Raw genomic sequence first — 12,382 nt, 5'->3', positions numbered from 1 at the left:
GGCGAATGCTTTGGGTGAAATCAGTTGCAGCACTCTGGCAAAGGTTAAACGGCTTGGTATACCGTTTTCCAAAGAAAGGATCGTATTAAGCCATTGCTTTCGGCTAACCGCGAAATCATAGATTTCTAGCGCACTGTTAGCATTACAGGTTACTGCAAATAAACAGATGAGTAATATGTCCGATAGCTTATGTTTAATCTTCCATGCCTGTCGTGGATCTGACACTTTTTCTAATATCGCAATGAGATTTTCCATCTTCTTCACCTCATTGCCTTATATTTTCTATTTCTCTCTTTTTTCCTCTTTTTTTATAACTTATTTTTCATGAACATCCCCTGAATTGCCAACGGTGCTTTATATGATTTCTGCCGGATACCCTTCATGGCGCAGAGACGCCATGATATGCTCAGTATGCAATACATCCCTGGTCTCCAGCCCAATCTCAACAACAGCCTGGCCCAGTGGCACATGGCGTTCCACCCGGTCGTGGGAAACATAAAGTACATTCGCCTGCAGCTTGGCTATAATCGACAATAAACGCTGCAGACTGCCGGGACGATCCACAACCGCCGTCTGCAAACGCACCCGGCGTCCGGCTTTGACAAGGCCGCGCTCAATAATACGGGAGATAAAGTTAACATCAACATTGCCGCCGGAAATCACGCTGACAATTTTGCCTTTAGCCGGGATTTTGTCATTGAGTATGGCAGCCAGGCTTGTGGCACCGGCCCCTTCTACCATGAGCTTGGCCCGCTCCAAAAGCATCAGGATAGTACCGGCAATTGCCTCGTCGTCAATAACAACAATATCGTCGACATATTGATCAATCAAGGCAAAGGTCAAATCACCAGGCACTTTAACAGCAATTCCGTCGGCAAATGTCTCGGCGTCACGCGTTGTTTTAATAGCGTGCGCCTTCTTAGACATATACATAGCCGGTGCCCCTTGTGCCTGTACGCCAAATACCTTGACACGGGGAGCAAGTTCCTTGACGGCTACGGCAATACCGGCAATGAGTCCGCCGCCGCCGATAGGAACGACAATGGCGTCAGCATCTTCCAGATCCTGAAGAATTTCCAGGCCGATTGTACCCTGCCCGGCAATAACAGCCGCATCGTTAAAAGCATGAATAAAAGTCTGACCGGTTTCCGCCTGCAATTCTATTGCTTTATGATAAGCCTCGTCATATACTCCCCCGGCCAGCACAACTTCGGCACCATAGCCCCTGGTTGCCGTAATTTTGGCAAGCGGCGCAATCTCCGGCATAACAATCGTTGCCTTAATCCCGGCCTTGCTGGCACCATAGGCCACTCCCTGAGCGTGGTTGCCGGCAGACGCGGCAATAACCCCGTGGGATTTTTCCTCCGGGGTTAGACAATTTATTTTATTATAGGCGCCCCGGATTTTAAACGATCCGGTTTTCTGCAAATTCTCCAGCTTTAAATAAATTTCACTGCCAGTTAGGGTACTGAACGTATTACTTCTATCAAGTGTCGTATGATGCACGACGCCCTGTAAAGCTTTCCGGGCTTTTTCAATATCGGCCAGCGTTACCTTAGCAGTTTCTGACATATCTTCGTCTCCTCCCTAGACTGATGTTAACACCGGTCTAATGTCTGTTATCTTAGTATGTTCATCAACATCATGTAAAATAAGCAGAGATAGATAGTCTTCCACTAATTTATCTTCAGGTTCAGCGGTTGCCACCAGCACACCAATGCCAACCACCTTAGCCCCAACCTCGTAAACTAAATCGACCATGCCGCGTGCTGTGCCGCCGGCTTTCATAAAATCGTCAATAATAAGTACCTTGGCTCCTGCCGGCAAAGCCCTTTTCGGCAGCGACATTGTCTGAATGCGTTTGGAGGAGCCGGAGACATAGTTGATACTTACTGCCGAACCTTCTGTCACCTTGCTGCCGCGTCTTACAGTTATAAGCGGCAGATCAAAGGCTCGTGCAGTCATAAAGGCTAAGGGGATTCCCTTGGTTTCCACAGTTAAAATATAGTCCGGCGCAAGGCGCTCCAACCGCTCCATAAAGATTTCCCCCACTTTGACCATGAGGTGGGGAGTAAATAACAAGTCCGACATATATAAAAAACCGCCGGGAATGATGCGGTCAGGTTCGGCTAACCGCAAAGCCAGTTCATTCAGGAGCGCATCTGTTTCTTTGGCAGATACTCGCGGTATAAACCGTATGCCGCCGGCCGCCCCGGCAACTGTTTCAATTGTTCCTAACCCAAAATGCCCCGTGGCTTCTTTTATTGCGGTGATGTCTTCGCATATGGTGGATTTAGCAGCCCCAAACAAATCGCTGAAATAGCTCAGTGAAAATAAGTACCGTGGCCGGTCTGCCATAATTTTGGTTAGCGCCGCTACTCTTTCCATTTTCCGTACTTTATCCATGTTTACTTCCTCCACGATCAGGGAAATACCGAATATTTTCTCCTAAATATATATTTTTATTCACATTCTCTATAGAACCGACAATTCCTGCCACTTGCGAAAATTTTGCATTTTAATGAATATCCTATAAAAAGCAAAAAAATTACGGCTATTTTCAGCCATGTCAAAGCGGGTTCGCTGCCGTTAATCCGGTCAAAAAGTCATTTTCCAACTGTTAGAAAACCCGAATAACACCGAGCCTTTGACGAAAGTGCTAGCCGCTGGCTGAACTTATGTCAACAGAATTCAATTATAAATTCTGTTTGACCAAAAAAAGAACGCGGGTCTCCGCGTTTTTTTAGCAGCTTTGTGTGATACAATTTCTTACTAAGTCCAAATCACTCGGTTTATCCACATCAATTCCCAGTTCAGCATAAGGCGAACGAATTACCGCTCCTTTTATCCCCAAAATCTCGCTGACTCTGCTTTCAACCTGTTTAAGCTTCAATGTACCCAAAATAAACTGAACAACAAAGGTCCAGCCCAGATGGCAGCAAAGTCTAAACGGGTTTTTACGGTCGGCAATAATCCGCTCGGCTATTTCCACACATTGCGGAACAATACGGGGATTGACAAGAAAAATATTGCCGCCGGTAAAGGTCCCTTCCTGTAAGCGTACATAGGTCCGTTTGTTACCCGGAAAACGTTGTTCATGATCACTGCGGGTAACAACCGGGTAATACACATCGGCTTCTATACCGGCACATTGATTTAAAAAGTCGTCAAGGGCCGTCGGCGTTAACAGGGGAATATCAGCAGTCACAACTAATGTCAAGTTTTGATGGCTTAATGCCTTCATTCCCAAACTGATGGTTTCCATAATTGTCTGACCGCTGTTTACAATGATGGTGTTGTCCGGAAAGGTGCATTTACGTAATTCCCTTGCCGGACCGGCAACAAAGATACGGGAAATGTGACCACTTGCCGCAAGTGCCCTGGCCACAAATTCTACCATTGGCTTGCCGCCAATATCAATCATGGCTTCGTAGGGCTGTGATGTATACCGATTTAAATCCGCATTGTTCTCTCCACCAGCCAAAATTATGGCATCAACCATCAAATACACTCCTTCGAAACGTTAGACCTGACGTCGTTCGTTCAAATCCTGCAACAATGTCTGCTCTGAGTTTTCCATATGTTCACGGGCAATCTGCTGGGCCAGTTCGGTATCACGGGTGGCAATAGCCTCCACTAAACGCCGGTGTTCTTCTACCGATATCCTCATCCGTCCCGGATACTGGATGGAAATCGAGCGGAAACGGGTAAACTGCTCTCGCAGATTATTAATAATACCTACCAGCCTGTCATTGCGGCTGGCCCTGTATAAAACATCATGAAACTGGCTGTCGACTTCAACTATTTTCTCAATATCGTCTTGATGATCAAGTAATTCAACAATTTCCACCAATAAACGTTCCAGCTGCTCCAGTTCGTCTTCGGTAATCCGCTCTACCGCCAGGCCGGCTGCCAGCACATCCAGCGCCGTGCGTATTTCAAATACTTCATTGATATCTTTAATCGATAAATCAGCCACATAGGTTCCGCGCCGCGGAATCATAACGACAAAGCCTTCCAGTTCCAATTTACGGATGGCTTCCCTTACCGGCGTCCGGCTGACGCCCAATTCTTCCGCCAGTTGAATTTCCATCAGCCGTTCACCGGGTTTTAATGTCCCGGCAACAATGGCTTCTCTTAACGTTTCTGCCACCACTTCTCTAAGTGGCTTATAACTATCCAAACGTATAGGTACTAATCGCCTCTCCACAATCACTCCACCTTTGAAACCGTTTCTGCAACAAATATTTCCGGTACACCCTCGGCCTGCAGGCGGCAGGCAATGTCCTGAGCCTGCTCCTGACAAGAAGTTAAACCAAATACTGTCGGCCCACTGCCGGACATGAGGGCTGCCATGGCCCCATATGTAAGCATAGATTCTTTGATTTTGGCAATTTCCGGATAAGCCGGAATCGTCACACTCTCCAGCACATTGACTAAGTTTTGGGCGACCCCTGCCAAGTTGCCTTGTGCAAGACAAGTACGCATAGCCCTAATATCCGGCCGCACCGTTACTTTACCCGGATTAAAATTTTGATATACCCAGGAAGTAGAAACTGCAATCGCCGGCTTAGCGAGAACAACATAACACGGTTTTAATGGCGGCAGTGGTTCCAATAGCTCGCCCCGCCCTGTTGCCTGCATGGTACCGTTAAAGAGACAAAACGGTACATCCGAACCAAGCTGAGCCGCCAACTTGCTTAGTTTGTCCAACCCAAGATTAAGTCCCCATAACGTATTTAATCCTTTAAGCACAGCAGCGGCATCCGCGCTGCCGCCGGCTAAACCCGCCGCCAGCGGAATCCTTTTATCCAAGCGGATATGCGCTCCCTGCTGCGAAGCTGCATAGGATTTGAGCAGGGCTGCCGCCCGGTAGGCCAAATTGCCGGAATCTGCCGGCAAGCCAGGAATACTCACGCTCAGCTCAATATCATGCGGCTGATCAACTAAGGTAATTGTGTCAGCCAGCCGAACAGCCTGCATTACCATAGTCACTTCATGGTAGCCGTCGGCGCGTTTATAGAGCACATCCAGCGCCAGGTTAATCTTCGCATAGGCATGTAGTGTCAGCATATCCATGCCTTAGCCTGCAAGTTGTTTCAAGGCAATGGTTTCTTGCGAAGTCAAAACCTGATCAATTTCCAGTAGGATGAGCAAGCGGTTATCCACTTTTCCTACCCCGTGAATATACTTGGAATCAAGAATAAAAGTCGGCGGCGGCGGCTCTACGTTGGCTGAGCTTAACCGTATTACCTCGGTAACGGCATCTACGATAATACCAACTGTCTGCCCACTTACCTCGACAATAATAATCCGGCTGTCCTCATGCTGCTCGGAAACGGTAAGTCCAAACCGTTTCCTTAAGTCTATGACCGGAATAATCCTACCCCGCAGGTTGATGATGCCTTCCATAAACGCGGGTGTTTGCGGAAGTTTGGTAATCGGTACCAGACGGTTTATTTCCTGCACCCTTGTGATAGGCAAAGCATACTCCTCTTGGGCTAATCGAAAGATAACCAGTTGAAGCTCCTGATTAACAGTTGCCTCCTTTATCTCCATGGCTCAACACCTCCACAGGCATACTATAATATATATATTCTACCTGCTTTAGGTAGTTGCCTGCAACTGGCAATTTGCTTTCTACATTTTTTTCACTATTCGACCCTCATGCCGGCGACAACCAACTCATGGCAATCCGGTTTGCCCCGGCAATTATTAGTAGTATATCCGGTTATTGCGTTCATAACAATATCATAGTTTTCAAAAAAGATAGCAATCAAGTCGTCTGCTTTAGCCTGTTTTAATGCGGTAGCCACAGCCTCGCCTTCATCAAGAACAATCGTTATTTGTCCGGCGCTCAACCCTCCGGCCAGGGCCCCCTGCATCAAGAGAGCCGCAGTCTCACCTGGCTGCCGCCCACGCAGGTCATGATCCTCCTTAATGTAAATAGAGTCAAACCCCTTACCGGCGACCCGGCCAAGACTCACAATAACATCATCGCGCCGGTCCCCGGGGGCGGCAATAACTCCCACTAACCGGTGCGGCTTAAGGCAGCGCAAGGTATTGACCAACGCCTGACACCCGGCCGGATTATGCGCATAGTCAACGCAAACTCTGAAGTTCTCTATCGCCATCAACATCAATCTTCCCGGATTCTGGCTGAAACTCATCAGTCCCTGGCGAATCGTTGTCAGCGGTAATTGCTGCAGCCAGCAAGCGGCAGCGGCAATTACCGTATTTTGAATATTATGAAGGGCGTACCCTCTCAAGGTTAGCGGTATATTCACAATCTTAATCAGTTTCTGCTCTTTTTGTCCGTCTGCCAAATAAATAGCGCCTTTTTTGACAAAGCAGGCTTTGCCTCCTTCTCCTAAATGGCGGCGAATAATAATATTATCCGGCTGGGTACTAAAGTAAACAATTTCCCCCTTGGACCTAGCCCGGAGCATAACGACCCGGCTGTCATCGGCATTGAGAAGTACTGCCCCCTCCGGGAGCACTCTCTCAACAACCAAGGACTTGATGTAAGCTAAATCTTCAAGGTCCTCAATGCCGTCTTGTCCGAGATGATCTTCGGTAATGTTGGTTATTATCCCGATATCAGAAAAGTCATAGCCTAACCCGCCCCGGATAATGCCGCCGCGGGCCACCTCCAATACGGCAACCTCCACTGCAGGGTCCGCCAGTATCATCGCAGCACTGGCCGGCCCGGTCGTATCACCCTTGGCAATACATTCCTGATCAACATAGATACCGCCCGAAGTGGTCATACCAGTTTTATGTCCGGCTTGCCGAAAGATATGCGCAATCAACCTCGTTACAGTAGTCTTGCCATTCGTGCCGGTTACGGCAATGATTGGTATCCGGCCGTCGGCCCTGCCGGGAAACAGATAATTAACAATAGCCATTCCTAAATCCCGGGGCTTGCCTGCACTTGGATATAAATGCATTCTAAGACCGGGAGCAGCGTTAATTTCAATAATGGCTCCCCGTCCGGCCACCAGCGGCTGACAAATATCCGGAATAACCAAGTCAACCCCGGCCACATCCAAGCCGGTAAGCCGCACAGCTCTTTCCACCAAACGCACGGTCTCCGGATGGATCATATCCGTTACGTCCTCCGCCGTAGCACCGGTACTTAAGTTTGCGTTATCCCGGATATAAACTTTCTGACCAATACCCGGAACGGATGCAGCGGTAAGCTTTTGCCTAGCCAGAGTCATAATGGCTGCCCCATCCAGTTGCAGATAGGTTAGCGGCCGGCTGTGGCCACCGCCGCGCGCCGGATCCGTATTAACCTGTTCAACAAGTTCCGCAACGGTATGAAGGCCGTCGCCAACAACATGAGCCGCGATTCTTTCCGCTCCTGCCGCCAGCTTGCCATTAATGATGCATAGGCGGTACTGGCGTCCCGTCACATATTCTTCGACCAGCACCCGTTCGTCATATTCTTTGGCTAACTGAAATGCCCGCTCCAATTCCGCCAACTTGGTAATATGCAGCGTAACGCCCTTGCCATGATTACCGCTTAGAGGCTTGACAGCTACCGGAGCGCCAATTGACCGGAAAGCATCCACGGCTTCCGGCATGGTTGCGGCAACATATCCCTCCGGAACCGGAATAGCGTTGTTTCTCAGCAGTTTATTGGTGAGAAACTTGTCACTGACAAAGTCAACAGCCAAGGAACTTGTCTGTCCTGTTATCGTCGCCCAAACACGCTGCTGCCTTTTGCCATACCCCAAAATCAAAAAGTTAGTCTCATAGTCCGGCCGCAAAACAGGAATGCCTCGTCGCTTTGCGGCAGCATAAATTGCGGCAGTACTTGGACCGAGCCTGCCGTCTTCACCAATTCGCTTTAATCTGGCCACATACTCCGGCACGTTAAAATCCTTCCCGTCAAGGGCTGCCATCAGCAGCCGGTAAGCACCTTCGGCGGCCATTAGCCCCACCCGGCCTGCTTTACACCCAAAAACCACAAGATATACCCCAGGACTGCCGGCCCCGCGAGTTTTGCCAAAACCGGCCGCATATTCCTCACCGGCCAATGACTGCAATTCCAGGGCCACATGCTCAAAAATGTGTGCCAGATATGTACCTTCCTGTAACCGTTCAACAAAACCGCCGGGATAACCCCGCGAACAATTATGCTGATGTAAACCTGGCAATAGAGCCAATAACCGGGCCACAAAACCGTCAATCATATTACTGGCTAGATCCTCATATGCACCAATATTAAGAGTTGCCTTGATGACCGGGCGATAACTGTAGATGTTAGGACCGGCAATATAACGTGTAGACAATAGTTGCACGTTTCAATCCCCCTTTAGCTACTTGGCAGCAAGTTGTACAGGCAGCCTTAAATTTAAATCAAAGCCAAATCCCGCAGGCAAAATATGCAATAGTACATTGGAAATAGCCAGTGGCTGATAGCGATTCGATTCAGAAATGTTGGAGTAGATAATATTTTTACCATCAATAATGGTCACCGTTTGCGAGCCAATTACCTGACAGAACCGATCAGGCCCCACTACAAGCGCAGTATCTTCGTCAATACCAATACCCAGGACATGCGGGTTTTGGGCCACTGCTTCCAGCAAGCGGTTAATCCTGCCGCGCTGGGCAAAATGCTGATCCACTACCCCTTCCGATAAAAATCCCATACCCTGAGCCATAATGAGCGACGATTTCTTTGGTGTATCATTAGCGTCACCGGACACAATCATCGTATCACTCATTATGGCTGCTCCGGCACTCGTTCCGGCTATGACCGCCCCTTGCGTAAAAGCAGCACGAATAGCGGCGTCAACTGCTGATCCTCCCAAAATACTGGTAAGACGCAATTGGTCGCCGCCTGTAAAAAACAGACCGGTAGCCTGCCGGATAACCTCGTACTGGTCTCTTTGATTTGCCATTTCCCGGTCGGTAGCAGCCATAATGGCTACTGCCGCCACTCCCAGAGAAGAAAATAGATCCCGATATTCGTTGCCTACAACCCGCGGTTGTTCGGCTGCGGTAGCAACTACTACAATCCGACTGTCACGGCCGCCGGCCATCTCAATAAACCGGCGCAAAATCACACATTCGCCTACTTTATCTTCGTGACCGCCAATAATGAGCAAGCTACCGGCAAGTTTGCTCTTTTCTTCTTCTGTTTTGTCATTCATCCTACTATAATTCTCCTGTTTACTTTTACTCCTATTTTTGCCAAATATGCATAGAGTTTATACAGCATATTCTTGTGATAACCAAATTAGCTGGGAGTGAATACAATAAAGCAAGAAATTGGGAAGCAAACGGAGGTCAAGAATGATGAATATCAGAAAGCTCTATCTGCCTGAACCCTTAAAAACAATCAAGCTGGCCGAAGGGGAAAGCTATATTTCCTATTGTCAAAGTCTGCCTGCTGAAAGCACAGAGGTGACCCCGGTTCCACCAAGAAACAGATCCGGTTTTGCCCTGCCCCGCGCTAATATCCTGCTTGTTAAGTCGCAGCGCCAATTAACCTTATTTGACGGCAACAGCCCGGTAAGGCAATACCCGGTTGCCATCGGCAAACCCGCCACTCCCACGCCTACCGGCAACTTCGCTATCGCTACCAAAATTATGAATCCGGGCGGCGTCCTAGGCACACGCTGGATGGGGCTTAACTATGATGCCTACGGGGTCCATGGCACCAATGCGCCCTGGCTAATCGGTCAAATGGTATCTAACGGCTGTATTAGAATGCACAACGCCCATGCGGAAGAATTATTTGCCTTAATCCATATCGGAACCCTGATGTACATTAGGGATTAACCGGCTCAACTTTTCCGCCACCCAATCAGCCTTGTCACGCCGGGCAAGCAAAAATTCATGCAGCGCCTGACGTTCCGTACCATCCGGCAGCCACTCTTCCGGAATCCCATCCATAAACCGGGCCAGTTTATCGTCCCCAATCGCTTTGACAGCTGCCGCATAGTTAAATAATTGTTCCGGTTTTAGATAATACTTCAATAGCACGCCATAGGAGCGGCGATGATTGATCGTAATCGTGTCAACCAACTCCTTCAGCTTGTTAATTGTCCATTTGCCCCGGCGAAACAAATGGGAATTATCAATGGCGTAAAGCTTATAACCGCTCCGTTCCCTGCGTATCAGCAGGTTTTTCCTGTTTTCAGTCCGGTCGGGATTGTGAAATAAATGATCAAACAACATCACTCCGGCCATTTGCTCTTTATTAACCACCCTGTGTAAGTCGTATTTATCTACATACCTAACCCCTTGCAGATATTCACAGCCAAAATGCCAGCCAGACGGCACGGCCGCAGCGGTCAGCCGCCGACTGCCTTTAAGAAGTTCCGGCGAGAGGTGAATAAGCCCCCCTGGCGGAAAGCAAAGCTTCAGCCACTCGCCAAACTGGGCAGCCAATAATTCATTTACCAGCACTTTGGTTCCCAAACGGTTAGTCGATAACTTAACAACACACACCTTTACATCCCCACAATCGTTTTCCGCCCGAAAAAGCTGCGGGGACGTTGCTCCCAGGCCTACCGGACCGATATATCTTAGCGCCCGATACATGATGGGCCGCCTCCTCTCCAACTGACTAAAATCCCGGCAGCTTAGAGCCTCCGGGATTTATTTGTTTTTTAATAGCAGGCACCCTGTGCGTGGATTAATAAATCACTGCCGCGTTCATCGGAAAACAATACCCAGGGATTTTACCATCCCTGGGTCGTTCCTATCACCTGTCTTAAGTAGCCGCCGTCACCAGCCAGCTGGCAATCCAGCCGGTTGTCGTACCGTCAGGAAGCACGACTTTGTACCAGCCAAAAGCCTGTTCCTTAACAGTTAGCGTCGTACCTTTATTTACCTTGGCCGCAACCGGGAAATTCGTGCCTGGTCCGGTTCTGACATTAACGACACTGCCGGTAACGGTTACGGTACCGCTGACACTGGTGGATGTACCGGCTGTCGGTGTCATTGGGCCGGTAACGATGACATTTTGTTCGCCAAAGCCGGCAATATTGCCGCCACCCGTTTCGGCAGCCGAAACAACTTCATCACCGAACTGACTGGCGCTGACTTTATCGGAAGACGTAGTACCTTCGACAATACCAACTTCATCAACCGGGCTTAATGCGTAGACGTCCATCTCGGTGGTAGTAACTACCCGCGCCCAAACTTTAAGTACAATGGTGATATGCACTTTACGGTTATCGTGATGACGATGGAAATCATAATCAACAAACTCTACGGTTGCATCGGCAGTCGCCTTCATATCGGGCTCGGCACCGGAAATTTCAATATCCCGGGTCCAGCGGATATGTTTTTTCTCAAAGGCATGCACGGGCTGATCGGGTAAATCGGCAACATACATGACCTTTACCTCTAACTCGCCGCGTACAATAACCTTATCCGGAATTACATCAACTTTGGTAATCTCCAGGTCTTTTACATACACGTCTACCACTTGCTCAATATCAGGCTTTTGTGCCGGAACAAACAAATCCAGTTCAACAACCCGCTGAGCCATTTCGGCTCCCAGGACTTGTTCAACCTCTATTGTTTCCGGACCAGGCTCAGGGCAGCCGCATTCCAACTCAGCGCTATCGGCGGTTGTTACACCGGCAACTGTTTTTACCGTTACGCCGGAAGTATTGGATGATCCTGAAGCTACTCTTGGTTTTTCGTCCATTGTCTCCCCCCCTTTCCTTGATACCCAGTCGGCCTAACCTTTTGGTTTGGTTGGCAGAGTTCCTATTCCCAGAGTAACTTCGCGATCGGTCATAACCTTGGCTGTTACTTTGAGAATAACGGATACGTCAAATTCCCGGCAATTGCGGTGATGGTGATGATGGTGGTCGTGATCGTCACAATCATCGTCATGATGGTGATCATGGTCTTCACAGTCATCGTCATGATGGTGATCATGGTCACAATCATCGTCATCATCTGAACAATCGATAGGATCAAAGTTTTTATATTTATAGGCACGATGATGGTCTTCTACGTCATAGTCAACAAACTCAACAACAACACTGGCCTCGGCGTCCATTCCCCGGCGGGCTCCAGGTATATCAATGTCCAGCGTCCATTTATAATGCCTGATTTCAACAGCATGAACAGGCTGATCCGGCAAGGAGGCGACATAAATGGCTTTAATTTCAAATTCGCCCCGAACGATAACTTTATCTGTTATGACATCAACGCTGTTTACTTCTACTTCTTTAACAAATACATCAACAATTTGCTCGATCGAAGGTTTTCTCTCAGGAACCACCACGTGAATATCCAGTGCTTTTTGTTTCTCTTTTTCCCCCACAATTTGGCGCACAATAATCGGTCCGGTTTCTGCGCCGAGTGTGCATTTGTTATTGGCTCTATCGTTCATGCAGATTCC

The 12,382-nt window shown here is 48.6% G+C and carries 13 protein-coding genes; 1 reads left to right on the top strand and 12 read right to left on the bottom strand.

Annotation, left to right across the window (positions count from 1 at the left end):
* From BLR65_RS21290 to BLR65_RS21250, 9 genes are all read right to left on the bottom strand, one after another.
* The coding region (locus tag BLR65_RS21290) for a transposase family protein (RefSeq protein ID WP_143122607.1) at positions 1 to 255 on the bottom strand (255 nt) is incomplete at its 3' end.
* Positions 256 to 354: 99 nt separating this feature from the next.
* Complete coding sequence (ilvA, locus tag BLR65_RS21285; RefSeq protein WP_093796191.1) at positions 355 to 1,572, bottom strand: threonine ammonia-lyase; 1,218 nt, start codon at positions 1,570 to 1,572, stop codon at positions 355 to 357.
* Positions 1,573 to 1,587: 15 nt separating this feature from the next.
* Entirely contained in the window at positions 1,588 to 2,406 is an 819-nt protein-coding gene (gene purR / locus BLR65_RS21280) for a pur operon repressor (RefSeq protein WP_093796190.1), read from the bottom strand.
* 337 nt (positions 2,407 to 2,743) lie between these two features.
* Positions 2,744 to 3,502 carry a nucleotidyltransferase family protein gene (locus BLR65_RS21275; protein WP_093796189.1) on the bottom strand — a complete coding sequence of 253 codons (759 nt, stop codon included), beginning with the start codon at positions 3,500 to 3,502 and terminating at the stop codon, positions 2,744 to 2,746.
* 21 nt (positions 3,503 to 3,523) lie between these two features.
* Entirely contained in the window at positions 3,524 to 4,210 is a 687-nt protein-coding gene (locus BLR65_RS21270; protein WP_093796188.1) for a GntR family transcriptional regulator, read from the bottom strand.
* Between the two features lie 2 nt (positions 4,211 to 4,212).
* Positions 4,213 to 5,079, bottom strand: coding sequence for a 4-(cytidine 5'-diphospho)-2-C-methyl-D-erythritol kinase (ispE, locus tag BLR65_RS21265; RefSeq protein ID WP_342741402.1), 867 nt, complete (start codon positions 5,077 to 5,079; stop codon positions 4,213 to 4,215).
* A gap of 3 nt (positions 5,080 to 5,082) precedes the next feature.
* On the bottom strand, positions 5,083 to 5,559 hold the full coding sequence (locus BLR65_RS21260) for a chemotaxis protein CheW (RefSeq protein WP_373657569.1): 477 nt from the start codon (positions 5,557 to 5,559) through the stop codon (positions 5,083 to 5,085).
* Positions 5,560 to 5,654: 95 nt separating this feature from the next.
* Complete coding sequence (gene cphA, locus BLR65_RS21255; RefSeq protein WP_093796187.1) at positions 5,655 to 8,309, bottom strand: cyanophycin synthetase; 2,655 nt, start codon at positions 8,307 to 8,309, stop codon at positions 5,655 to 5,657.
* 18 nt (positions 8,310 to 8,327) lie between these two features.
* Complete coding sequence (locus tag BLR65_RS21250) at positions 8,328 to 9,164, bottom strand: cyanophycinase (protein WP_093796186.1); 837 nt, start codon at positions 9,162 to 9,164, stop codon at positions 8,328 to 8,330.
* Positions 9,165 to 9,306: 142 nt separating this feature from the next.
* Between BLR65_RS21250 and BLR65_RS21245 the strand changes: the two genes are divergently transcribed.
* Positions 9,307 to 9,795: a L,D-transpeptidase gene (locus BLR65_RS21245; protein ID WP_245692967.1), complete on the top strand. Its 489-nt coding sequence runs from the start codon at positions 9,307 to 9,309 to the stop codon at positions 9,793 to 9,795.
* Here the strand turns inward: BLR65_RS21245 and BLR65_RS21240 are convergent.
* The 3 genes from BLR65_RS21240 to BLR65_RS21230 form a co-directional block, all read right to left on the bottom strand.
* Positions 9,757 to 10,560: a HipA family kinase gene (locus tag BLR65_RS21240; protein ID WP_093796185.1), complete on the bottom strand. Its 804-nt coding sequence runs from the start codon at positions 10,558 to 10,560 to the stop codon at positions 9,757 to 9,759. The genes BLR65_RS21245 and BLR65_RS21240 overlap by 39 nt on opposite strands.
* Before the next feature lie 172 nt (positions 10,561 to 10,732).
* A complete protein-coding gene (locus tag BLR65_RS21235) occupies positions 10,733 to 11,677 on the bottom strand; it encodes an SPOCS domain-containing protein (protein ID WP_093796184.1) in 945 nt (314 codons plus the stop codon).
* A 33-nt stretch (positions 11,678 to 11,710) separates the two neighbouring features.
* Complete coding sequence (locus tag BLR65_RS21230; RefSeq protein ID WP_093796183.1) at positions 11,711 to 12,373, bottom strand: DUF3794 domain-containing protein; 663 nt, start codon at positions 12,371 to 12,373, stop codon at positions 11,711 to 11,713.
* Positions 12,374 to 12,382: the final 9 nt, after the last annotated feature.

This window comes from Sporomusa acidovorans, from assembly GCF_900101845.1.
Classification (GTDB): domain Bacteria; phylum Bacillota; class Negativicutes; order Sporomusales; family Sporomusaceae; genus Sporomusa; species Sporomusa acidovorans.
The sequence above is the reverse complement of the archived record's forward strand: the minus strand, read 5'-3'. Positions and strand labels throughout refer to the sequence as shown.

Bases quoted from the DNA above. Each gene is read 5' to 3' on its own strand.
- BLR65_RS21245 (WP_245692967.1), top strand. From the start codon at position 9,307: ATGATGAATATCAGAAAGCTCTATCTGCCTGAACCCTTAAAAACAATC.
- BLR65_RS21230 (WP_093796183.1), bottom strand. From the start codon at position 12,373: ATGAACGATAGAGCCAATAACAAATGCACACTCGGCGCAGAAACCGGA.
- BLR65_RS21260 (WP_373657569.1), bottom strand. From the start codon at position 5,559: ATGGAGATAAAGGAGGCAACTGTTAATCAGGAGCTTCAACTGGTTATC.
- BLR65_RS21250 (WP_093796186.1), bottom strand. From the start codon at position 9,164: ATGAATGACAAAACAGAAGAAGAAAAGAGCAAACTTGCCGGTAGCTTG.
- BLR65_RS21240 (WP_093796185.1), bottom strand. From the start codon at position 10,560: ATGTATCGGGCGCTAAGATATATCGGTCCGGTAGGCCTGGGAGCAACG.
- BLR65_RS21275 (WP_093796189.1), bottom strand. From the start codon at position 3,502: ATGGTTGATGCCATAATTTTGGCTGGTGGAGAGAACAATGCGGATTTA.
- BLR65_RS21235 (WP_093796184.1), bottom strand. From the start codon at position 11,677: ATGGACGAAAAACCAAGAGTAGCTTCAGGATCATCCAATACTTCCGGC.
- purR (WP_093796190.1), bottom strand. From the start codon at position 2,406: ATGGATAAAGTACGGAAAATGGAAAGAGTAGCGGCGCTAACCAAAATT.
- ilvA (WP_093796191.1), bottom strand. From the start codon at position 1,572: ATGTCAGAAACTGCTAAGGTAACGCTGGCCGATATTGAAAAAGCCCGG.
- ispE (WP_342741402.1), bottom strand. From the start codon at position 5,079: ATGGATATGCTGACACTACATGCCTATGCGAAGATTAACCTGGCGCTG.